This window comes from Psychrobacillus sp. FSL K6-1267 (assembly GCF_038003265.1).
GTDB classification, from domain to species: domain Bacteria; phylum Bacillota; class Bacilli; order Bacillales_A; family Planococcaceae; genus Psychrobacillus; species Psychrobacillus faecigallinarum.
This window is the reverse complement of sequence record NZ_JBBOOR010000001.1, coordinates 1,474,747-1,497,721: the sequence shown is the minus strand read 5'-3', so window position 1 is coordinate 1,497,721 and position 22,975 is coordinate 1,474,747. Positions and strand designations below refer to the sequence as shown.

Below are 22,975 nucleotides of genomic sequence, written 5' to 3'. Positions count from 1 at the left end.
AAAGGCCTCCCTACACAACCATGATTTTCTATATAACAACAGAAAAGAGCGGGAAATCCCACTCTTTCGTCACAGAACTATGAAACATTGGTAGTTTTATCTTACCATACCATAGGTTTGTTTGCAAATTAGTGACTAAAACAGAGATAGCTGATTCGCGTCAGGTAGCCCTTCTAGGCAACCCATCGAGTCCAGATACTCAATAATCGTTTTGGAAACTTTACCTCTTTGCTGCAAATCCTCTTTAGATAAGAACTCTCCATTTTGTCGAGCATTTACTATTTGAACAGCAACGTTCGTACCTAAGCCTGGAACGGCATCAAATGGAGGTATTAAAGTATTCCCTTCAATAGTAAATTCATGTGCCTTAGATTTATAAAGATCAATCTTTTGCATTCTAATTCCTCGCTCAGACATTTCCAGAGAAAGCTCTAATACAGTCGCCAAGCTTTTTTCTTTGTTAGATGCTTCTAATCCCTTTGCATTAATTTCATCTAACTTAGCTCGAATTGTATGTGAGCCATTTACAATAGAGATTAAATCAAAATCGGATGCTCGTACTGTAAAATATGCTGCATAGTATAGTATTGGGAAGTGAACTTTAAAATATGCAATACGAACGGCCATTAAAACGTAGGCAGCAGCATGAGCTTTAGGGAACATATATTTTATCTTTTTACATGATTCAATATACCAGTTAGCTACACCTTTTGATTTCATTTCTGCTTCAAATTCTGGTGTTAGTCCTTTCCCTTTCCGCACAGACTCCATTATTTTAAATGCAAGTGAAGGATCTAAGCCTTGATAGATTAGATAAACCATAATATCATCACGACAGCCAATTACATCTGAAAGCTGACATGTTCCTGCTTGTATAAGTTCTTGTGCATTGCCCAACCAAACATCCGTCCCATGAGAAAGACCTGATATTTGAACAAGTTCTGAGAAGGTTGATGGTTTTGTTTCCTCGAGCATTTGTCTTACGAATCGAGTACCGAACTCCGGAATACCTAGCGTTCCCGTTTTACAATCAATTTGTTCTTCTGTTACTCCAAGAGTTTCTGGTCCACTAAAGATCTTCATAACTTCCGGATCATCCGTCGGTATCGTTTTCGGATCAATTCCAGAAAGGTCTTGCAGCATCCGTATAACGGTCGGATCATCGTGTCCAAGAATATCTAATTTCAGTAGATTATCATGGATGGAATGGAAGTCAAAATGCGTCGTTTTCCACTCTGAATCCTGTGCATCTGCCGGAAACTGAATTGGTGAAAAATCAAATATATCCATATAGTCAGGTACAACAATAATACCTCCTGGATGCTGTCCAGTTGTACGTTTTACACCTGTACATCCTTGTACTAAGCGATCTATTTCTGCTCCACGTAATGATATATTATTATCATTCATATAACCTCGAACATATCCATACGCTGTCTTTTCCGCTACTGTTCCTATAGTACCTGCTCGGAATACATACTCTTCCCCAAACAGCTCTTTTGTATAGTTATGTGCTGTTGGTTGATATTCTCCACTAAAGTTTAAGTCAATATCAGGAACCTTATCTCCTTTAAACCCTAAGAATGTTTCGAAAGGAATATCTTGTCCTTCCTTAACGTAAGGAGTATCACATTTTTCACAGTTGGCATTGGGAAGGTCAAATCCAGATCCTACAGAACCATCTTGGAAAAATACAGAATGTTTACAGCTAGGACAAATATAATGAGGAGGCATAGGATTTACTTCAGTTATCTCCATCAAGGTTGCGACAAGTGATGAGCCTACAGATCCACGGGATCCAACCAAATAACCATCATCTAAAGATTTCTTCACTAGTTTGTGAGAGATTAAATAAATAACAGCAAATCCATGTCCAATAATAGACGTAAGCTCTTTTTCAATACGTGCCTCAACTATCTCTGGCAATTCCTCACCATAAATTTCCTTAGCTTTCGTATAGGTTAACTCTCTAACTTCGTCATCTGCTCCTTCAATTTTTGGAGTATAAAGATCGTCTTTGATTGGCTTAATGTCTTCGATCGAATCTGCAATATTGTTAGGATTCGTAATGACTATTTCTTTTGCCAGCTCTTCTCCTAAAAACGAGAAGGAATCTAGCATTTCATTGGTAGTTCTAAAGTGAACCTTTGGTAGCTCATGACGATTTAAAGGATTTGCTCCCCCTTGAGAATTCACCAAAATTTTGCGGAACATTGCATCCGTCTCATGTAAATAATGTACATTTCCAGTAGCAACAACTGGTTTCCCTAACTTTTTCCCTACTTTAATCAGCTTGCGAATAATGTCTTCTAAGTTCCATTCATCTCTTACTAGTTCCATTTCAATTAAATGAGCGTACACTTCTTTAGGATGTACCTCTAAATAATCATAGAACTTGGCAATTTCTTCAACTTGCTCCAAAGGCTTTTGCATAAGCCCTTCGAAAACCTCTCCACGATCACAACCAGAGCCAATTATTAACCCTGCTCTATGCTTTTGAAGCACCGAACGTTTAATACGTGGCACGCGATAGAAGGTAGTTGTATGGGAAAGGGAAACTAATTTAAATAGATTCTTTAGACCCTCATCGTTAACCGCTAAAATAGTACAGTGTGATGGTCTTGCTCGTTTGTAGGAATCACCTTGCCCAATATGCTTATTGAAGTCATCAAGATAATGAATGTCTTGTGCTTCAGCTTCTTTTAATAAATGCAATAAAAGATAACCTGTTGCCTCACAGTCAAAGATCGCTCTATGGGCTTGGGTTAATTCGATATTAAATTTTTTCGTTAGTGTACCTAGTTTATGTGTTTTCATTTCCGGATGTAAAAAACGAGCTAGTTCTAATGTATCGATAACTGGATGGTCAAAATGGTTAATATCGCATTTTCGATAACCCTCATACAAGAAGCCCATATCAAACGACGCATTATGCGCAACAATAATCCCGTCACCGATAAATTCATGAAAATCTCTAATAACATCCTCTATCTCTGGAGCATTACGAACCATATCATCCGTGATACCAGTTAGCTCAATTGTTGTTGCGGACAAAGCATGATGCGGATTAACAAATCTTTCAAATTTGTCAATAATAGTACCGTTGTGCATTTTTACTGCTGCAAGCTCAATGATCTTATCATAAGTAGCAGATAACCCTGTCGTTTCTACGTCAAAGACAATATACGTAGCATCTTCCAGTGCAATATGTTGTTCGTCATAAGCTATTGGCACTCCATCGTGAATTAGATTTGCCTCTAAGCCGTATAAAATTTTTATACCATTCTTCTTACCAGCTGCATACGCCTCTGGGAATGATTGTACATTGGCATGATCAGTAATCGCTACTGCTTTGTGCCCCCATTTGGCTGCTTGAGAAACTAGAGCTGAAACAGAAGAAACAGCATCCATTTGACTCATCGGGGTATGCATATGTAACTCCACTCGTTTTTCTTTTGAAGTATCATATCTTAGTACTGGATTAATCTCACACATATCTTGAGCCATTACGATTAAATCGCGCACAAATGTATCATTTTGCACGGAGCCTCTTACTTTTATCCACATTCCCTTTTTAAGACGTGCCATCATTCCAGCGTCTTCTTTGTCTCTTGAGAACATTTTAACTAGGATTGAATCTGTGTAATCCGTCACTTTTGCAGTTAATAGAGATCTTCCACTTCTAAGCTCTTTAACCTCCACGTCAAAAACAAAGCCTTCAATCGTAACTCTACGCTCCTCGTCCTGAATAGAACGTATTTCCACGCTCGCCTCTTCTTTTTTCAAAGGGGTACCTAGCTGGAATGGTCCATCTTCTCCCGCATCTCCACTATCCTGACGTTGAGATTCTCTCTTTTGTAAATCAACTAAAGCTTTTTTCCCTAGCTCTTCTTCTTCCATTCTTCTTTGTTCTAAGAAGGCAACTTGGGCTTCTGCTAGTGCTTCGGTATCCTCAACCAATTTAAAATCTATTGCGAGTTTAGGAAATCCAAAGCTTTCATACACATTTGAAATGTGTTCGATATATTTTTTTTTGAATGTACGGAGCTGTAAATCCTGCCCACAAGTAAGCTGTATCATCTGTCCATTCCACTCTGGCTCCTGACCTAGCAAGCAATCTTTTAATGGAGGAGCCATATCGCTCATTTCTTTTAAGACACTTGTCCAGTACGCTTTTACTAGCGGTTCAGAGACTTCTGGATTTTCGCTTTTTATATTTAAATAAACAGTTGCTATACCCTGAAATTTTTCTTGTAGTCTTGTTTGGAATTTAGTATAAACCTCAATCGGAAGAATGTTTGCTAAATTGATTTGAAAATGCCATTGTCTTTGCTTTTTATGGACCGTAAATCTGGTAATAGAAGCATTCTCAAAATGCTGTACAAAAGCATCTTCAGTCAGCTCTAGTTGTTGCAGCAATAAATGCATTCTCATTTTGCCATCTTGCATCTTAGCTATTCCCCCTTCTTTTAAAAGTTATTTTCTATTTATTTTATTTCTTTTCTGTATGATTGTAGGGTTAGGCGGCGACTTCTGTGGGATGAGTAACAAATAAGACATAAAAACTGCGCACATAAGCGACGGGTAATAGCTTATCGCTCACCCCACGGAAAGCGTCCTCCGAAAGCGAAATTTAATTCTACTTTATTTGAAATGCATATAGATTTCAAAAAATTGATTCCTTTATAATATGAAAGAACAATTTACAGAAAAAGAAAGGAAGTTCAGCTACTCGAACTTCCTCCCTAACGTAATTTTATCAAAACCACAAATAAATAGTTCTTCCATTTTCTCACAAAATTATTTTAAAAGAAGAATCTTTGAATATCATTCCAAGTGACTACAACCATCAATACCATAAGAAGCATGATTCCTACAAAATGAACCATTCCTTCTTTTTGTTTGTCGACTGGTTTTCCTCTAATTGCTTCAAAAAGGAAGAACAACAATCTTCCTCCATCGAGGGCTGGTAATGGTAACAAATTCATAATCCCTAGATTTATACTTAAAATAGCTGCCCAGTGCATTAGGTTATATACGCCTGATTGCGCGACTGTTTCCGTCGCTTTATATATTCCCACTGGACCAGACAAGTCATCAATAGAAAAGGAGCCAGTAACTAATGTACCTAAGATAGTAAATATTCTTTTAGTCCATTCATAGGTTTGTTCAGCCCCAAAGAAAATTGCCCCAATTGGATTTTTTTCTAAAGGACTCATATATTGAACACCAATTTGGGCAACCTTACCTGCTTCTGTCGTTACTTCCTTTGGAGTTACTATCAATTCTTCCGTAGTACCATCTCTATCTATCACGAAGGTCATCGGTTCGTTAGCGCTATCTCTAACGGCTAGCGATAGTTCTTCCCATTCGGTAATTGGCATTCCGTCAATCTCTTTAACTAAATCGCCATCTTTCATTCCTGCTAAAGCTGCTGGACTATTATCTACAACTGTTGTAATAATAGGCTCGTTAGTTGGAATTCCCTGAAGTAATCCTAAAGCTAAGAATATAAAGAATGCTAATATAAAGTTAAACAAAGGTCCTGCGAAAATCGCCATAGAACGTTGTCCAACTGTTTTGGAACCGAATTGTCGATCATAAGGGGCGATAAAGGTTTCGGTATTATTTTCAATAATAACAGCTTTTCTTGCAACTTGATAACGAACTAAACGCTCTTCTTCATCGTAGCCTTCGATATACATTTCTTTCATCAAATCAGATCTTTCTACTTCTAGAAAGAGCATATCAGGGAATTGTTTGTTCTGGTTGAGTACAATTTGATCTATTTCATTGTTCTCATTTAAGCGAACACCTAGACGATATCCAGGCTGTAATTCAATAGAATCTAAATCTTCTCCAGCCATCCGTACATAACCACCCAAAGGTAATAAACGGATTGTATACAGTGTTTCCCCTTTTGTCATACCAAAAATTTTAGGTCCAAAACCAATGGCAAATTCTCTAACCATTATTCCAGCTTTTTTTGCAAAAATAAAATGCCCTAGTTCATGAAAAAAAACAATACTTCCAAATATGATTATAAACGCAATGGCTGTTTCCATTATACCCCACCTTTTTCTCCTGCTTGTCTTTCCTCAATACATCATTTTACCATGTTTTGTACACTTTTTCTCGTTTGGCTATCAACAAATAATATAGTATCTAAATCTGGTGAAGAAACATTCGAATGCTCGTCCATTGCTCGCTCAATTAATTCATCAATTTCTAAGAATGTAATCTTTTCTTTTAAAAATAGACTAACTGCTGCTTCATTAGCCGCATTTAATACAGTTGTCATTGTTCCGCCTGCTCGTCCTGCGTCAATCGCCAGCTTTAATGCATGATATCTCTTGTAGTCCATCTCTTGAAAATGAAGCTTGCCAATTTCCGCTAAGTTTAATCGGTGTGCATTTGATCGTTCTAGACGATCTGGATAGGACAACGCATATTGAATAGGCACCCTCATATCCGGCGTCCCTAATTGGGCTATAACACTAGTATCTTTAAATTCAATCATGGAGTGGATAATACTTTCACGATGTAATAACACTTCAATGTCATCATAGGAAATATCAAAGAGGACATGAGCTTCAATTACTTCCAACCCTTTGTTCATCATCGTAGCTGAGTCAATCGTAATTTTTGAACCCATTGACCAGTTAGGATGGTTTAACGCTTCTTTTACAGTGACACTTTTTAATTCTTCACGTGTTCGATCTCTGAAGCTACCTCCAGATGCAGTAATAATAAGCTTGGAAACCTCGCTTTTCTTTTCTCCATTCATCGCTTGGAATAGCGCAGAATGTTCACTGTCAACAGGCAGGATTGGCACATTATATTGTTGGGCAGCTTGCATAACTAAATGACCAGCCGTAACCAATGTCTCTTTGTTTGCAATAGCAATGGTAATTCCCTTTTTAATAGCTTCTAATGTTGGTCTTAAACCTACACTCCCTAAAACCGCATTTACTAGAACATCCGCGTTCGTATGAGCTGCAACTTGTATCAAACCGGCATCTCCAAAAACTACTTCTATTTTTGGATATTCTTGTTGCAGTAAAAGTGCATCTTCTTCTTTTTGTACAGATACAACTTCTACATGAAACTCATTTAGTATCTTTCTTGTTTCTTCTATATTTTTACCTACCGAAAATGCAACTAATTGAAACTTATTTGGGTGCTCTCTTATTATATCCAAAGTTTGGAGCCCAATAGAACCAGTTGCACCTAATAAACTTATTCTTTTACCCATGAAATAATGTCGTCTCCCTTATATAAAATGTAAAAAGTGCAATAATGGCAAGACAAAAAGAAGACTGTCAAAGCGATCTAATATTCCACCGTGTCCAGGTAGTAGTTTACCTGAATCTTTTACATTAAAGTGTCTTTTAATACCCGATTCAACCAAATCCCCCAGTTGTCCAAAAATGGAGGCTATAATAGTAATCCCGATTAGGACAATGTATGAGGAAGTAAGTGGATTAATCCATTGGATAATTAGAGCAGTGATTATTGCCCATAGTATCCCTCCTACAAATCCTTCTACTGTTTTGTTTGGAGAAATCTCTGGCCATAGTTTTCGTTTCCCAATTTTTCTACCTGTAAAATAAGCACCTGAATCAGTAGTCCATACAATCAGTAACGCAAATATGAGATATGCCAATCCACTTTCTCGAGTTTCAATAAAATAATAAAAACCTATCCCTACATATAAAGTACTCACAAGCACGAAGGAGGCATCCTCAAATGTAAAACTGTTTTTCGTTAGCACAGTGAAAATAAGCAAGAGAAAAACAGCTACGAATACCCATTCGAGCTTTGTATGACCTGTAAGGTTAACTATATTTTCTGTATAAGCTGAAGGGAATAATAGTAAAAACAAAAGAAGTAGCGATATGATACCTGAAAAAGAAAAGAGACTTAAACCCTTCATTTTTAGTATTTCATATAATCCTACTGTAGCAATTGCGTATATAAGAACAGTAAATACAGGTCCTCCTAGCAGAACTATTGGAAGAAAGAGTGCTAAAGCGACGGCACCCGTGATAATTCTTGTTTTCAATTTGTTTCTTCCTCCTTAATTCCACCATATCTTCTATTTCGCTTTTGAAAGGTTTCAATAGCTTCTATCAAACATTCCTGATCGAAATCTGGCCACAATGTGTCTGTAAACCAGAATTCTGTATATGCGAGTTGCCAAAGCATGAAGTTACTTAAACGTACTTCCCCACTAGTTCTAATCAGTAAATCTGGTTCACTTAAATCTTTCGTCATTAAATAACTATTAATATTATTTTCTGTAATATCATTTATCTCCATATTACCTTCTTGAATATCTAGAGCAATTTTTTTTACCGCTTGAACAATTTCATCTCTGCTTCCATAGTTTAGAGCAAAGTTTAATATGAGACCGTTATTTTCGGCAGTTTGCTCCATTGCTTTTGTAACAGCCTTCTTAGTATGCTCTGGCAAAAGTTCAATATTACCCATCATTCTTACCTGAATATTTTGTTCCATTAACTCAGGTAGATAGGAGTTTAAAAATTCTTCAGGTAAACGCATTAAAAATTCAACTTCAATTTTAGGCCTTTTCCAGTTCTCTGTTGAGAATGCATATAATGTGAGCGTTTTTATACCCACTTCATTGGCAAATCTAGTTATTTTCCTTACAGTTTGCATTCCTTCATGATGTCCAGCTACTCTTGGCAAGGCTCTCTTTTTAGCCCATCTGCCATTACCATCCATAATAATGGCGATATGGTCTGGCAACTGTTCTTTTTGTGCATTTTCCACTCGTTCATTTAAATAGATACTTATCGCTTTATCATTTTTACGAATAAGTTTTTTTAGCATGCATTAACCTCCACTTTAAACCTTATCGAAGCATATAGTCTTATCATAACAAATAAAAACGAATATAAAAAGACGTCCTTCTAAAAGGACGCCTTCTTCGGATAAAGGTTCAACTGTACTACTTGCTAGAAGAGTATCTTAAACCTCTAGAATTTCTTTTTCTTTATCTTTAGTGATTGCATCGATTTTATCAATATTTGCATCCGTAATTTTTTGGATTTCTTCTGTGTAGCTTCTTAAATCATCTTCTGTGATTTCTCCAGCTTTCTCCATTTTTTTCAGGTCGTCGTTCCCATCACGACGTACATTACGGATATTCACTTTAGCTTCTTCAGCTTCTTTTTTAACTTGTTTTACTAATTCTTTACGGCGCTCTTCTGTCAGTGCAGGAATAGCAATACGAATAAGATTACCATCGTTTGTAGGAGTGATTCCTAAGTCTGATTTCATAATTGCTTTTTCGATATCTCCCAGAATGGATTTATCATAAGGTTGAATTGTTAGTAAGCGCGCTTCTGGTATCGATATACCAGCCATTTGGTTAATCGGTGTTGGCGCACCATAGTAGTCCACAGTAATTTTATCAAGTAAAGATGCGCTTGCACGACCAGCACGAATAGAAGCTAGCTCTCTTGTATACACTTGAATTGTTTTAGCCATTTTGTCTTTTGTTTGCTCTATTACTTGTTTCGGCATTATGAATTCCTCCTAACGACTGTTCCAATAGAGTCACCTAGGACAGCCCGTTTAATATTTCCATTTTCCATAATTGAGAATACAATAAGTGCAATATCATTGTCCATACATAAAGTGGAAGCCGTTGAATCCATCACCTGTAGGCCTTGCTGAATTACCTCCAAGAAAGACAATTCATCATATTTCACTGCTGTTTTATCCATTTTTGGATCAGCTGAATACACACCATCTACATTGTTTTTAGCCATTAAGATAACATCAGCTTCTATTTCAGCTGCTCTTAAAGCTGCTGTAGTATCAGTCGAGAAGTATGGATTACCCGTTCCCGCTGCAAATATTACTACACGTTTTTTTTCTAAATGACGAATCGCTCTTCTTCTTATGTACGGTTCTGCCACTTGACGCATTTCAATGGAAGACTGTACACGCGTCTCAACTCCACATTGTTCTAGAGAATCTTGCAGTGCCAATGAATTCATAACCGTAGCCAACATGCCCATATAATCGGCATTAGCACGGTCCATTCCCATTTCGCTGCCTATTTTACCTCTCCAAATATTGCCTCCTCCAACTACAACAGCAACTTCAACTCCAAGATCAACAACTTCCTTCACTTGTTCCGCTACTGATTTAATAATCTCAGGAGACAATCCAAAACCTTTTTCTCCAGCCAATGCTTCGCCACTTAGTTTTAAAACAATTCTTTTATATTGTGGTGTGCTCATAGATATCCTCCATCTCTTTTCTTGAAAAATAGGGAACACAAATTACGTGCTCCCTAGAGTTTTTCTATAAAATAAGAACAACATACGTTCTTACTATTTATTTTTTATTATTTACCTTTAACTTGGCTCATTACTTCTTCAGCAAAGTTATCTTCACGTTTCTCAATTCCTTCACCAACAGCGTAGCGTGTGAATGAAACTAGTTTACCACCAGTTGATTCCACAAATGTACGAACTTTTTGATCTGGATTTTTAACGAAAGATTGGTCTAATAAGCACACTTCTTCAAAATATTTACCAAGACGGCCTTCTACCATTTTAGCTACAATATTTTCTGGCTTACCTTCGTTTAATGCTTGTTCTGTTAATACTTTACGCTCGTGCTCTACTTCCTCAGCAGATACTTCATCACGAGAAATGTATGATGGGTTTAAAGCAGCAATGTGCATTGCAACGTCTTTTGCCGCTTGCTCATCAGTAGAACCTTCAAGTACTGTAAGAACTCCGATACGACCTCCCATGTGAAGGTATGGACCAAATGCATCCGCATCTGTTTTTGTTTCAATAACAAAGCGACGAAGAGTAATTTTTTCTCCAATTTTAGCTACTGCGTTAGAAATAGCATTTTCAACTGTAACGCCTTCTTCAATGTTAGAAGCTAATGCTTCTTCAACTGAAGCTGGTTCAGTAGTTAATAAATGAGAAGCTACTTGTTTAACTAATTGTTGGAAGCCTTCATTTTTGGCAACGAAGTCAGTTTCTGCGTTCATTTCTAATAATACAGCTTTATTGCCATCGATTTCGATGAAAGTTGTACCTTCAGCTGCGATACGATCAGCTTTTTTAGCTGCAGAAGAAAGACCTTTTTCACGTAAGAAGTCAATTGCTGCTTCTAAGTTGCCATCTGTTTCAACTAGAGCTTTCTTACAATCCATCATACCTGCGCCAGTTTTTTCACGCAATTCTTTTACCATTTGTGCTGTAACTGCCATTATAAATTCCTCCTAGTACAATTAAATGTCATTTTCTCAAAAAAAGGTGATAAGTGGTTTGGCCGCTTATCACCTGTTACTTACATGTGTCTTACTCAGCAGCAACTTCAGCTGAAGCTACTTCTGCATCTTCACCTTGTCTTGCTTCTAGTAATGCATCCGCCATTTTAGCAGTTAATAATTTCACTGCGCGAATTGCATCGTCATTTGCAGGAATTACATAGTCGATTTCATCTGGATCACAGTTTGTATCAACGATTCCTACTAATGGAATGTTCAATTTACGAGCTTCTGCAACTGCAATACGCTCTTTACGTGGGTCAACTACGAACATTACATCCGGGATAGCTTTCATGTCACGGATACCGCCTAAGAATTTAACTAGACGTTCGTGTTCTTTTTTAAGTTGAACTACTTCTTTTTTAGGAAGTACAGAGAAAGTTCCGTCTTCTTCCATTTTTTCAATTGCTTTTAAGCGTGCTACACGTTTTTGAATTGTACCGAAGTTAGTTAAAGTACCACCTAACCAACGTTGGTTAATATAGTAGTTTCCTGAACGTTCTGCTTCTTCTTTAATAGCTTCTTGAGCTTGCTTTTTAGTTCCAACGAAAAGAACTTTCCCGCCATCTTGACCTACTTGGCGCATGAAGTCATAAGCTTCTTCTAATTTTTTCACCGTTTTTTGAAGATCGATGATGTAGATTCCGTTACGCTCAACAAAAATGTATTTTTTCATTTTTGGATTCCAACGGCGAGTTTGGTGACCGAAGTGTACACCAGCCTCAAGTAATTGTTTCATAGAGATTACTGACATTTTATTTCCTCCTGGTTTGGTTTAGTCTTCCGCATTCTTCATTTTTCATCGGCTACTCTTTTGTAAGAGCACCTGCCAATTCCATCAGAAATGCGTGTATATTCATACCGTCTTGTAATATACCATAGATATAATTAACTTTCAACCATTTTAATCCTGAAATTTCAAGAAGAGCTCGACTTCTGTCTTTCCAATTTGGAGCAACTTAGCTATTTCTGTAGGGTTTTTACCTTCTTCCGAATAATACAATACTTTTTCCTTTAAAGTAATAGGAATCTCTTTTTCTGGTAAATTGGAAGATTGAACATAACTACTAGCTGCCTTTTGTTTTGAAACTAGTGGTCTTGATATTATTAATGATTGGCTTTCCTCGTTTGAAGCAGATGAAATCTCTTTTTTAGCAATAGAGATTACTTCCTTCTTTTCAGAAGAGTAATTATTTTGTTCTTTGAGCTCATGTAAAAGGCGATCATTTTCGTCCTTGATTTCTGCAATGTAGGCACTAAAAGAATTTTCTATTTCTTTAATCATCTGCTCTTGCTTGTCTTCCATACCCTTATACTTAGACATTTTCATATTCAACAATGCGATGAAATAAAAACTAATTATTTGGAGTAGAAATAAAACTGTTAAAATTATAGACGTCATTTTTACTCCTATCCGCTAAAGTCTACAAAGTTACCTTTAAAGGGGTGCTTTGTCTCTTTATTTTCTTGTTCTTTTTTTTCTCTTTTTTCATTTTCTTGCTCAGTTTGTTGCTTTGAGCCTTGTTCGGCGTCTGCTTCTATATTATTGGATTTAATAACTGTTTCTCTATTTCTCTCAATTTGCCTTTCAGTTGCAGCTTGAGCATTCGCTTGGTTTATAGCACTTTGTTGCTGCATTTGCTCAGACATTTTACCCGCATCAAATGTTTTCGGTATAGCAATCTGTAGTTCAACAACTTTTAAGCTCATAGAATTTCCCTCCGCATATTATGAATTCATCATTTCACTTGCCAAAAGCTTCCGAAGCTTAAAAAGAGCCTTGGAATGTATTTGAGAAATTCTGGAGGTTGATAGGCCTAACATTTCACCTATAACCGTCAAGGTTAACTCTTCAGTATAAAATAAGCTTAAAACTAATTGTTCGTTCTTATTTAAGTGTTGAATTTGGTTCACTAGGTCATTAAGTAACTCGCCCTTGACAAGCTGCTGCTCAGGCGTAGTCTGCGTATCATCTCTAATGACAAATGCTTTATTATCCATTTCGTCTTGGTCATGTAGCTGTTCATCGATCGATAGAACATTAGAGAAGAAATGCTCCTGCACTGTCTGATAAACTTCTTCAACCGAAACCTCAACAAATTGTGCTATTTCCTCAGGTGTTGCATGACGCATTAGTTTTTGTTCTAGCTCTTCAATCTTCTGGTCTAGCTTTTTTGCCTTTTCACGTGAGGACCTTGGTAGCCAGTCTTCTTTTCTCAAGCCGTCTATTATTGCACCTCTAACACGAAAGGATGCGTACGTATCGAACTTTAAATCTCTGGAATGATCAAATTTATTTAAAGCATCAAAAAGTCCCATCATACCAAGGCTTTTCAGTTCATCTCTTGAAACATTTTGAGGAATGCCAGCTCCAATACGCTGCACATGATAGGTTACAAGAGGAGTATATTTTCTTAGAAGTAAATCTCCTGCTTGAGGATCCTTGCTTTCTGTCCATTTCTTCCAAAGGAGCTGCTCCTCTGTCGAATTTAGTTTTGACACAATAATCCCCCTTTCGACCTTTTCCATTATATATATGGATATTATACCAAAATTTCGTATAAAAAGGGGAGGCGAAAATATATCGCCCCCCATTTATGATTCATTATTTATCATGTTTTTTATAATGTTAGCGTATTCTTTTGATGAATCTATTGGTGAGGAAGTGGTATTTTGAGATAAAAGGACCTCTTCCTCTACTTTTTTAGTTTTATCTTCTAGAACATATGATATAGCCGCTCTTCCAAAAAAGGCTAATATAAAAAATAATAGTGCACATATAAGAGATGGTATTAAAATTACAATCCCTTCTACAAAGGGGTATGAAAAAAGAAAGTAACAACTAAATGCAAGAAGAGCTACCCAGCAATTAAATAAAATTGAACCTGCCATTAAATGTCTCTCACTCCCTGATTTACTGTTCTAACGTTCAATAGCTTTGTGGATGGATCAAACTCAATAGTACGTCCACTATTTCCCCCAGTATCTTCAGATATAATGGGAATAGAGTATTTGTGTAAATACTCTTTTACTGCCTCCACATTTCTAGGACCTATTCGCATAGTATCTCTACTGGAAGAGAATTGGAACATTTGAGCACCGCCAGCTATTTTAGCGCGGAGTCTCGAAGGAGCCAACCCTTCCATTTTTAATAGTTCAATAAGCGCTGGTATACCAGTATCAGCAAATTTGGCTATATTAATCTTTTCAGATCTTCCTAAACTAGAATTCGGAAGCATTACATGCACCATGCCGGCTGTTTGATTTCTATCATCGTAAAGAACAACTCCTACACATGAACCCAATCCAGATGTCCTTATCGTATGTGGTGCCTTTGCTATATTCATATCAGCTATCCCGACTTTTACTACGTGACCAATTTGACTTTGTTCAATCATATTATTCTACTCCTAATGCTCGGAAAATAGCTTGAAATGAATCCGGCTCTGGCAATAAAAAGAAATGACCATGAACAATTTTACCACTCTCATCTTCATCTTCATGAATAGCGGTATCGATAACAATGACATAATCACTTACTTGTGAAAGCTCTACAAGCCCAAAACTTATGATAGCTCCCACCATATCAACGCAAAGTGCTGGAACTGTTGGATAAATACTAAGTTTAGTGAAATCGGACAACGCAGACAAATATGAACCGGACAAGATATTTCCTAGCTCCTGAAGCGCAGACGCTCCCATCTCTGTAACCTGTCCCTTTTCAAAGTCTAAACTTTCATCTTGGATCAATCTTCTGATGAATTGGTTTGCCTGCTCAACGGGTAAAACAAAAAACATACTACCATTGACATCTCCATCGATGCGAAGATAGATACCAGCAACTACGCTTTCTGCTCCACCAGCAAGATCCATCATTTCATCAAAAGTTACCATCTCAACTTTAGGGACATTCATGTCTATTTTCTTATTTAACAAGGTAGATAATGCAGTAGCAGCATGCGCTGCACCAATATTACCTATTTCCCTTAATACATCAAGATGCATAGACGTAATCTTATTTTCAAACATATACTAAGCTCCAGCCTTAATAGGATTTAATACTAAGTCAAGATGTAGTAAAATCAACAAACGTTTATCAATTTTAGTAACTCCTGCAATAAAATCTTGTTCTAATCCTCCTACTACTTCTGGCTGAGGCTCTATGGAGTCCATCGGTATATCTAATACATCATTTGCAGAGTCCACGATTACTCCAACATTCATATCCTCTAAAGAGATAATAATAATTCGAGAAGATTCATCTAACGTGCTCTCTCCTAGATTGAATCTGCTCTTTAAGTCAATAATAGGTGTAACTACACCACGAAGATTAATAACTCCTTTTACAAATGAAGGAGTTTTTGGAACTCTAGTTATATGGATTAGTTTTTCAATTCCTTGGACTTGACTAACAGGAATAACATATTCTTTGTCAGCTAACTGAAAAACAACTACTTTTAAGTTTTGTAAATCTAAAGCTTCTGCCATTGTTTCTCCTCCTTACATAATTAACGCGTTACAATCTACTATAAGAGCCACTTTTCCATTTCCTAAAATAGTTGCACCTGAAATAGCAAATACACTAGACAAATAGGTTCCTAGAGATTTTAGAACAATTTCTTGTTGACCAATGAATGAGTCTACAACAAGACCAGCCATTTTATCCCCTTTGCGAACTAAAACAACTGAATGGAATTCTTCTTCCTTGTGTGCTCTAGGTACTTCAAACACCTCTTCTAAAAAGACAAGTGGAACGACCTTCCCACGGAAATCAATTACTTTTTGATTGTGTGCGTTCAAAATGTCAGAAGATCGGATGATAGCAGTTTCAATGATAGAAGAAAGAGGAACAGCATAAATCTCTTCACCTAGCTCTACTAACATAACTGATATAATAGACAATGTTAAAGGTAATTGAATAGAGAATAAGGAGCCTTTCCCTTCTGTTGACGAAATCTCAATTGAACCGCCTAAAGATTCAATGGTTGTTTTCACTACGTCTAATCCTACACCACGACCAGATACATCGGATATGACTTCCGCAGTTGAAAAACCAGAAGATAAAATTAGCTCTGCTACCTGTTTATCCGACAATAAAGCAGCAGCTTCTGGCGTAACAATATTTTTAGCTATAGCTTTTTTCAATACTTTTTCTCGACTTATACCTGCTCCATCATCCTCGATTTCTATAAACACATGGTTTCCGCTGTGATAAGCTCGAAGAACTACGGTACCTTCCTCAGGCTTTCCATTTGCCTTACGAATCTCAGGACTCTCAATACCATGATCTAACGAGTTTCTAATGAGATGAACAAGGGGATCCCCGATTTCATCAATAACTGTACGATCTAGTTCCGTTTCTGCTCCAATGACTTGGAGATTGATTTTTTTGTTTAAATCTCTAGCTAATTGTCTAACCATTTTAGGGAATCGGTTAAAGACCGTATCTACAGGTACCATACGCATGTTAAGAATGATGTTTTGCAAGTCTCCTGTAATTCTAGCCATTCGTTCTACAGTCTCTTCTAATTCACTATCATGCAGGTTTTCTGAGATAGATTGAAGTCTACCTCTATCGATTACTAGCTCTTCAAACAGGTTCATCAAAATATCTAATCTCTCGATATTTACTCTGATTGTTTTGTTACCATGGGTTTGCCCATTTTTAGGTGATGATTGCTTTTCTTCCGCTTTTTTCACTTCTGAAGAAGGTTTTTCCTCAATCTTTATCTCTTCTTTTTTACTCTCTTGCTTCTCAAACTCTTCGTTTTGACGAGTTTTTAGCTGCTCTATACTAACCGGATTTACTATTACCTCTGTAACTTCCGATACTTTCATCAGTTTCTTTTGAACATCTTCTTGCTCTTCAGTCGTAACAATTGCAATGTAGAACTGTTCATCAAAGTCTTCATCCTCTAATCTTTCAACTGTAGGTGAGGATTTGATAACATCACCCATTTTTTCTAAGAGCTCAAACACCATATAAACACGTGCAGCTTTTAACAAGCAATCCTCGCGTAGCTTTACCGAGATTTCATATGTAAAATAGTTTTGCTCCGCCGATTGTTGAAGAACAGTCATTTCATAGTCGTCATAGGATAAAAAATTCTGGTGTTTTTCATTGTTATCTACTTTACTCATAACAGTAGCTGCAACTTCCATTTCACCTTTTTCGATTAAATGAAGTTTTCGAACGGTTTCTTCAACGTCTAGCTTGCCATCTCCACCATCCGCAATATTAAAAACCATTTCTTCCAGTTGATCGACTGCAACAAAAACTACATCAAGTAATTCCGGTGTAACATCTAAACGACTGTTTCTAATTTCATCGAGAACATTCTCCATTTTATGCGTTAAATTGGCAATATCCTCGTATCCCATCGTTGCAGACATACCTTTTAATGTGTGGGCAGAACGAAATACCTCATTTACGATTGAAAGATTTTGAGGATTTTTCTCTAGCTCAAGCAAATGATCATTACAAGCTTGTAAATGCTCCTTACTTTCTTCAATGAACATCTCTAAATATTGATTTGTATCCATGAACTTAACACCCCTTTAAGGCAAGTATTGTATTATTGTGTTTGCAATTTTATCTAAATCAACTACATCATTTACTAATTTTGTTTCCACCGCTGCCTTAGGCATTCCATATACAATGCACGTACTTGCGGATTCAGCTATAGCAACTACATTTCCCATCTTCTTTAATTGCTTGAGGCCATTGGAGCCATCTGACCCCATTCCTGTCATAATGACTGTAATTTTATCAAAATCATTATACATACTATTATCTTCTAAGAGTACGTCTACAGATGGTCTATGCCCTCCTCTAGGTGGTTCAATGTCGTCTAGTTTAATCGTATAAACACTTCCTGTTTTTTGAACTCTCATATGAAAGCCACCTGGAGCAATATAAGCATGGCCATCTCGAATGATATCCCCTTGCTCGGCCTCTTTCACCTCAATTTCGGATAGTTGATTTAGTCTATCCGCTAGTGATTTAGTAAATCCTGCAGGCATATGTTGAACGATGAGAACAGGTGCCTTCATATCTTTTGGTAAGTTAGGTAGAACTTCTTGTAATGCTCTCGGACCTCCCGTGGAAGTACCAATCAAAACCATCTTTTTTTTGTTTTTGTTCCATGAATGCTTAATTGGTTGTATTTCTCTTACCTCTTGCTTGTTTGAAGGTATTAATGCACGTGTTTTTATTTTCGTAATAGGAATGGTTGCTGCATGCTCTACCTTTTCAACCAATTCATCTTTAATCTTATGTAAGTCTAGTGAAATGGTACCGCTTGGTTTAGCTACAAAATCTACTGCTCCATATTCTATAGCAAGCAATGTACTTTCTGTTCCCCGTTGGGTATTGCTAGACAGCATGATAACTGCAACAGGACTTTCAGACATGATTTGCTTTAAAGCCTCTAGTCCATTCATTTCTGGCATCTCAACGTCCATAGTAACTACATCTGGTCGAAGTGATTTAATCTTTCGAATGGCATCGGCACCATTGCGCGCGATACCGACTACCTCGATTAGGGTACTTTCCTTAAAAAAATCTCCTATCAATTTGCGCATGAAGGCTGAATCATCTACTATAAGTAATTTTTTTTTAGAAATCATGCCAAATCTTTAAGGCCTCCCTTTAAAGATACTCTTTAATCTATCGATAAATTTACTAGGTTTTGAGGGTATCTCCTCTATTTGTACTTCTGTAAATTTGTTTACTATCTTGTAAAGCTTTTTACTAATTTCTGCCTGTGGATATAACACAGAAAATGGTTCTTGTTGTTGGACAGCTTTGCGAACATATGGATCTTCTGGCAAGGAACCAAGGACTAATACTTCCTTAGAGAGAAATTTAGACATTGCCAATTTAAGTCTAGCTGTAGTGTCTTTTCCCTCCTCCTCTGAAAACGCTCGATTACACAAAAGAAAAAAGTTCTTTTCAGGATCCTTATAATGTATATATTTCATCATAGAATAAGCATCTGTAATCGAAGTAGGCTCAGCAGTTGAAATAACGATAATATCATCCACTGCAACAATTAAATCTAATGCCTGTGAAGTTGCTCCGGCTCCCATATCAAACACGATAAAATCGAAGGATTTTTGAAGATATTCAAAGGCTTCAATCAGTCGTTGAAACATAGTATCGGTCCATTCCATAACACCATTTAATCCAGATCCTCCTGAGATATATTGAAGTCCGTATGGCCCTTCATACATGACACTCTCCAATAATTTTTCTCCAAGTAAATAATCCTTTAAATTAGTAGGAACAGTTTTACCTAGTAAAATATGGATGTTACCCATACCGATATCCATATCTATTAATACTACTTTTTTTCCTTGAGCACTAAGCATTGTTGTAAAGTTGGTTGAAAAATTACTTTTACCTACTCCCCCTTTACCGCTGACAACAGCTATAGAGCGACCTAATTTACTGTGGCTTCGAAGCATCTTCATTCTTAATTCCTCAGCTTGATCTCTCATAGTGAATCCCCTTTAATAATAAATCAAGTAATTCTTCTAGACTAGCTTCAACGATATCTTCAGGTACTTCTTGACCATCTGTGTAGTACGCAAGGCCCTTGTTATATTTAACCATTAAATTAATAATGGAGCCAATAGAATTTGTTTCATCTATTTTAGTAAAAATTAATTTTTCAATAGGAAAATCTACAAATTGTTCTATAATTACACTCATGTCTGTTTCTTTTGAGGTTGAAGAGAGAACAAGATACGTTTCTGTATTACTCTTAAAATCTATCAGTTTTTGTAAATCCTCAACGAATTTCTTTTCCTTGTAATTCCGACCAGCGGTGTCTATAAATACAAGATCCAATGATTCAAACTTCTCAACAGCTTGCTGAAAATCTTTAGGACTGTAAACTATTTCAATGGGTGCCTGAAGAAGACCGGCGTAAGTCTTCAACTGCTCAATAGCAGCAATCCGATAAGTATCAGTTGTGATGAATCCAACCTTTTTCTTTTTCTCTAAAACAGCACGAGCAGCCATTTTTGCTATAGTCGTTGTTTTACCAACCCCAGTTGGGCCTAACACATTGATGAATTTTCTTTCATAGGATATACCTCCGAAAGGGAGATCCTTAAGCAAGTTATAAATATAGTCTTTTGTAAGCTCAATCTGTTCCTCTATATTTATAGAATCTCTATTTATTTCATGCACAAAAAGCTCATCACTCATGCTAGTGATAAGCTCCTCTGCCAATTCCTGCTGCTTAAGATGATTTATAAGTATTTGAAATTCTTCCGGGTATTGCTGCTCTAGCTGCGGACGTTGGATAGATTTCACCATTTTCTTTAAGTCTTCTAGTTCTTTTTTTATCTCTGACGCATGGTTAACGTCGGGCTCTTGCTTAAAGACGGGATAATCAGGTGTATGAACGGGAGGTTCAACTGTGTCTATGCCAGCTAATACTTCAATAGACTTCTTTTTGAACATTCCAATGAAGCCCTTTGAATATACTACTTTAGAGCTTAAGATTACCGCTTCCTCACCCAATTCATTTCGAATAGCCTTCATCGCTTCTGGCATTGTAGCTGCTACATATTTTTTCATCTTCACTCCACATTCACCACCCCGACGCTTTGTACCTCAATTGATGATTCTAACTCGTTATAGGAAAGAATCGGTATTTGAGGGAAATATCTCTCTGTCATTTGTCTTAAATACATTCTTACTGCTGGAGAGCATAGTATAATTGGTGACTGCTCCATCAGTGAAGCACGTTCAATTTCTCTAGCCATAGATTCTAAAATAGCCTGTGAGTCATTCGGATCGATGGAAAGGTAATTCCCATGCTCCGTTTGTTGAATACTATCCGCGACAATTTTTTCAACTCTGCCAGATACTGTTAAAACTTTTAGCACATTACTATTACCAGCATATTGAGAAGTTATTTGCTTCGCTAATGCTTGTCTCGTATACTCAGTTAATATATCGACATCAGATGTCATTTTTGAATAATCAGCTAGTGTTTCAAAAATAATAGGTAAGTTTCTTATCGATACATGCTCTCTTAGCAGGTTGCCTAAAACCTTTTGAATCTCTCCTATAGTCATCGGAGTTGGAGTTAATTCATCCACTAATATAGGTGAAGTCTCGCGAATATGATCGATTAATTGCTTAGTTTCCTGTCTACCTAATAATTCATGTGCATGATTTCGAATAATTTCCGTCATATGCGTTGAGACTACGCTTGGTGGGTCAACCACTGTATAGCCCATTATCTCTGCTTCCTCTTTTACAGCCTCTGTTATCCATTTAGCTGGAAGACCGAAAGATGGTTCTACTGTGTCTATTCCATCGATTGTATCGTCATCACCAGGGCTCATCGCCAAATAATGATCGAGCAATAGCTCTCCTCTAGCCATCTCGTTCCCTTTAATCTTTATACGGTACTCATTTGGCTGAAGCTGGATATTGTCTCGAATCCGTACAACCGGTATAACTATTCCAAGCTCTAATGCAAGCTGTCTTCTTATCATAACTACTCGATCAAGTAAATCTCCGCCCTGTGCAGTATCCACAAGTGGTATCAATCCATAGCCGAACTCAAATTCTATTGGATCTACGTTTAATAGATTAATAACATTCTCTGGACTTTTCATATTATCTGTGGCTGCTTCCTCTTGAAATTCCTCTAGCTCTTCTGGGTCTTCTTTTTCTGCCTTACTCATCATATAAGCGCCAATGACAAGTATAAGAGAAATAGGTAAAGTTAAAAGAAGTCCAATAGGGGTTACTATCCCTAGAAGTGCAATTGTCCCCGCAGCTACATAAAGAAGCTTAGGCTGATTCAATAGCTGTCCAGTAATATCTCCGCCCAAATTTCCTTTTGACGCAGCTCTTGTAACAACTATACCCGTCGCGGTAGAGATTAAAAGCGCCGGAATTTGTGACACAAGTCCGTCCCCTACAGTCAATGTAGAGAATAATACCGCTGCTTCTCCAAAAGGCAAACCAAACTGAACGACTCCAATGATGACACCAAATAGAAGGTTGATAATTACGATAATAATACCCGCAATAGCATCACCTTTTACGAATTTCGTAGCACCGTCCATTGCCCCGTAAAAATCTGCTTCTCCGCTGACTTTTTCACGTCGTTCTCTTGCTTCTTTTTCAGAAATCATCCCAGCATTAAGATCCGCATCAATACTCATCTGTTTACCAGGCATAGCATCTAATGTAAAGCGCGCTGCAACCTCTGATACACGCTCAGCACCTTTTGTTATTACAATGAATTGAATAATTACTAAAATAGCAAAAACGACTAGACCAACTAACATATTCCCCCCGGTTACAAAAGTACCAAAGGTTTCAACTACCTTCCCTGCATCTCCCTCGGACAAAATCGCACGTGTCGTTGAGACATTAAGTGCAAGCCTAAACAAAGTTACTAGTAATAACAGTGTAGGAAAGACGGAAAATTGTAGCGCCTCCTGCATATTCATTGCGGTCATTAAAATTAATAAAGCTATAGTAATATTAACGATTATTAAAAAACTCAATAACCAATGAGGAAGAGGTATCACGAGCATAGCCACAATAGAAATTACTGCTGCTAATACGGATATATCGCGAACTTGCATATACTTCCACCTCAATCT

The 22,975-nt window shown here is 37.1% G+C and carries 21 protein-coding genes; all 21 read right to left on the bottom strand.

The features are described from left to right. Window positions 1-135: 135 nt before the first annotated feature. Window positions 136-4,449 (bottom strand): PolC-type DNA polymerase III, encoded by a 4,314-nt coding sequence (locus MHB55_RS07305; RefSeq protein ID WP_427658679.1) that lies wholly within the window; start codon window positions 4,447-4,449, stop codon window positions 136-138. A 356-nt stretch (window positions 4,450-4,805) separates the two neighbouring features. After that, on the bottom strand, window positions 4,806-6,065 hold the full coding sequence (gene rseP, locus MHB55_RS07300) for an RIP metalloprotease RseP (RefSeq protein ID WP_340844318.1): 1,260 nt from the start codon (window positions 6,063-6,065) through the stop codon (window positions 4,806-4,808). Between the two features lie 41 nt (window positions 6,066-6,106). Next, window positions 6,107-7,255 carry a 1-deoxy-D-xylulose-5-phosphate reductoisomerase gene (gene dxr, locus MHB55_RS07295; RefSeq protein WP_144538086.1) on the bottom strand — a complete coding sequence of 383 codons (1,149 nt, stop codon included), beginning with the start codon at window positions 7,253-7,255 and terminating at the stop codon, window positions 6,107-6,109. An 18-nt stretch (window positions 7,256-7,273) separates the two neighbouring features. Continuing rightward, window positions 7,274-8,065, bottom strand: a complete 792-nt coding sequence (locus MHB55_RS07290; RefSeq protein WP_151110513.1) for a phosphatidate cytidylyltransferase — start codon at window positions 8,063-8,065, stop codon at window positions 7,274-7,276. After that, complete coding sequence (locus tag MHB55_RS07285) at window positions 8,062-8,856, bottom strand: isoprenyl transferase (RefSeq protein WP_151110515.1); 795 nt, start codon at window positions 8,854-8,856, stop codon at window positions 8,062-8,064. Before MHB55_RS07285 ends, MHB55_RS07290 begins: the two co-directional genes overlap by 4 nt. A gap of 138 nt (window positions 8,857-8,994) precedes the next feature. Then, the gene (gene frr / locus MHB55_RS07280; RefSeq protein ID WP_144538083.1) at window positions 8,995-9,552 is read right to left on the bottom strand and encodes a ribosome recycling factor; all 558 of its coding nucleotides are present in this window, start codon (window positions 9,550-9,552) and stop codon (window positions 8,995-8,997) included. Then, complete coding sequence (pyrH, locus tag MHB55_RS07275; RefSeq protein WP_144538082.1) at window positions 9,552-10,277, bottom strand: UMP kinase; 726 nt, start codon at window positions 10,275-10,277, stop codon at window positions 9,552-9,554. The genes frr and pyrH overlap by 1 nt, the downstream gene beginning before the upstream one ends. Window positions 10,278-10,384: 107 nt before the next feature. Beyond that, window positions 10,385-11,269: a translation elongation factor Ts gene (tsf, locus tag MHB55_RS07270; protein ID WP_144538081.1), complete on the bottom strand. Its 885-nt coding sequence runs from the start codon at window positions 11,267-11,269 to the stop codon at window positions 10,385-10,387. 91 nt (window positions 11,270-11,360) lie between these two features. Next, complete coding sequence (gene rpsB, locus MHB55_RS07265) at window positions 11,361-12,083, bottom strand: 30S ribosomal protein S2 (RefSeq protein WP_144538080.1); 723 nt, start codon at window positions 12,081-12,083, stop codon at window positions 11,361-11,363. 150 nt (window positions 12,084-12,233) lie between these two features. Then, window positions 12,234-12,731, bottom strand: coding sequence for a hypothetical protein (locus tag MHB55_RS07260; RefSeq protein ID WP_151110517.1), 498 nt, complete (start codon window positions 12,729-12,731; stop codon window positions 12,234-12,236). 8 nt (window positions 12,732-12,739) lie between these two features. Further along, the gene (locus tag MHB55_RS07255; RefSeq protein WP_144538078.1) at window positions 12,740-13,039 is read right to left on the bottom strand and encodes an RNA polymerase subunit sigma; all 300 of its coding nucleotides are present in this window, start codon (window positions 13,037-13,039) and stop codon (window positions 12,740-12,742) included. 18 nt (window positions 13,040-13,057) lie between these two features. Continuing rightward, window positions 13,058-13,858 carry a FliA/WhiG family RNA polymerase sigma factor gene (locus MHB55_RS07250; RefSeq protein ID WP_340862893.1) on the bottom strand — a complete coding sequence of 267 codons (801 nt, stop codon included), beginning with the start codon at window positions 13,856-13,858 and terminating at the stop codon, window positions 13,058-13,060. Between the two features lie 66 nt (window positions 13,859-13,924). Then, complete coding sequence (locus MHB55_RS07245; RefSeq protein ID WP_144538076.1) at window positions 13,925-14,221, bottom strand: hypothetical protein; 297 nt, start codon at window positions 14,219-14,221, stop codon at window positions 13,925-13,927. Beyond that, window positions 14,221-14,727 (bottom strand): chemotaxis protein CheD, encoded by a 507-nt coding sequence (locus tag MHB55_RS07240; RefSeq protein ID WP_154311109.1) that lies wholly within the window; start codon window positions 14,725-14,727, stop codon window positions 14,221-14,223. The genes MHB55_RS07245 and MHB55_RS07240 overlap by 1 nt, the downstream gene beginning before the upstream one ends. A 1-nt stretch (window position 14,728) precedes the next feature. Further along, entirely contained in the window at window positions 14,729-15,358 is a 630-nt protein-coding gene (locus tag MHB55_RS07235) for a chemotaxis protein CheC (protein ID WP_144538074.1), read from the bottom strand. A gap of 3 nt (window positions 15,359-15,361) precedes the next feature. Then, window positions 15,362-15,817: a chemotaxis protein CheW gene (locus MHB55_RS07230; protein ID WP_144538073.1), complete on the bottom strand. Its 456-nt coding sequence runs from the start codon at window positions 15,815-15,817 to the stop codon at window positions 15,362-15,364. 12 nt (window positions 15,818-15,829) lie between these two features. Continuing rightward, on the bottom strand, window positions 15,830-17,872 hold the full coding sequence (locus tag MHB55_RS07225) for a chemotaxis protein CheA (protein WP_151110521.1): 2,043 nt from the start codon (window positions 17,870-17,872) through the stop codon (window positions 15,830-15,832). Window positions 17,873-17,887: 15 nt separating this feature from the next. Then, window positions 17,888-18,958 carry a protein-glutamate methylesterase/protein-glutamine glutaminase gene (locus tag MHB55_RS07220; protein ID WP_151110523.1) on the bottom strand — a complete coding sequence of 357 codons (1,071 nt, stop codon included), beginning with the start codon at window positions 18,956-18,958 and terminating at the stop codon, window positions 17,888-17,890. Between the two features lie 9 nt (window positions 18,959-18,967). Then, window positions 18,968-19,831 carry a MinD/ParA family protein gene (locus MHB55_RS07215; RefSeq protein ID WP_154311110.1) on the bottom strand — a complete coding sequence of 288 codons (864 nt, stop codon included), beginning with the start codon at window positions 19,829-19,831 and terminating at the stop codon, window positions 18,968-18,970. Then, entirely contained in the window at window positions 19,815-20,927 is a 1,113-nt protein-coding gene (gene flhF / locus MHB55_RS07210; protein ID WP_340862892.1) for a flagellar biosynthesis protein FlhF, read from the bottom strand. Before flhF ends, MHB55_RS07215 begins: the two co-directional genes overlap by 17 nt. Next, complete coding sequence (flhA, locus tag MHB55_RS07205) at window positions 20,924-22,957, bottom strand: flagellar biosynthesis protein FlhA (RefSeq protein ID WP_144538068.1); 2,034 nt, start codon at window positions 22,955-22,957, stop codon at window positions 20,924-20,926. Before flhA ends, flhF begins: the two co-directional genes overlap by 4 nt. Window positions 22,958-22,975 lie beyond the last annotated feature (18 nt).

Coding starts and splice junctions, on each gene's coding strand:
- MHB55_RS07285 (WP_151110515.1), bottom strand. CDS start 8,856: ATGCTAAAAAAACTTATTCGTAAAAATGATAAAGCGATAAGTATCTAT.
- frr (WP_144538083.1), bottom strand. CDS start 9,552: ATGCCGAAACAAGTAATAGAGCAAACAAAAGACAAAATGGCTAAAACA.
- MHB55_RS07235 (WP_144538074.1), bottom strand. CDS start 15,358: ATGTTTGAAAATAAGATTACGTCTATGCATCTTGATGTATTAAGGGAA.
- pyrH (WP_144538082.1), bottom strand. CDS start 10,277: ATGAGCACACCACAATATAAAAGAATTGTTTTAAAACTAAGTGGCGAA.
- MHB55_RS07245 (WP_144538076.1), bottom strand. CDS start 14,221: ATGGCAGGTTCAATTTTATTTAATTGCTGGGTAGCTCTTCTTGCATTT.
- MHB55_RS07240 (WP_154311109.1), bottom strand. CDS start 14,727: ATGATTGAACAAAGTCAAATTGGTCACGTAGTAAAAGTCGGGATAGCT.
- tsf (WP_144538081.1), bottom strand. CDS start 11,269: ATGGCAGTTACAGCACAAATGGTAAAAGAATTGCGTGAAAAAACTGGC.
- MHB55_RS07215 (WP_154311110.1), bottom strand. CDS start 19,831: ATGAGAGATCAAGCTGAGGAATTAAGAATGAAGATGCTTCGAAGCCAC.
- MHB55_RS07250 (WP_340862893.1), bottom strand. CDS start 13,858: ATGGAAAAGGTCGAAAGGGGGATTATTGTGTCAAAACTAAATTCGACA.
- dxr (WP_144538086.1), bottom strand. CDS start 7,255: ATGGGTAAAAGAATAAGTTTATTAGGTGCAACTGGTTCTATTGGGCTC.
- MHB55_RS07305 (WP_427658679.1), bottom strand. CDS start 4,449: ATGCAAGATGGCAAAATGAGAATGCATTTATTGCTGCAACAACTAGAG.
- MHB55_RS07255 (WP_144538078.1), bottom strand. CDS start 13,039: ATGAGCTTAAAAGTTGTTGAACTACAGATTGCTATACCGAAAACATTT.
- rseP (WP_340844318.1), bottom strand. CDS start 6,065: ATGGAAACAGCCATTGCGTTTATAATCATATTTGGAAGTATTGTTTTT.
- MHB55_RS07225 (WP_151110521.1), bottom strand. CDS start 17,872: ATGGATACAAATCAATATTTAGAGATGTTCATTGAAGAAAGTAAGGAG.
- flhA (WP_144538068.1), bottom strand. CDS start 22,957: ATGCAAGTTCGCGATATATCCGTATTAGCAGCAGTAATTTCTATTGTG.
- MHB55_RS07230 (WP_144538073.1), bottom strand. CDS start 15,817: ATGGCAGAAGCTTTAGATTTACAAAACTTAAAAGTAGTTGTTTTTCAG.
- rpsB (WP_144538080.1), bottom strand. CDS start 12,083: ATGTCAGTAATCTCTATGAAACAATTACTTGAGGCTGGTGTACACTTC.
- MHB55_RS07220 (WP_151110523.1), bottom strand. CDS start 18,958: ATGATTTCTAAAAAAAAATTACTTATAGTAGATGATTCAGCCTTCATG.
- MHB55_RS07260 (WP_151110517.1), bottom strand. CDS start 12,731: ATGACGTCTATAATTTTAACAGTTTTATTTCTACTCCAAATAATTAGT.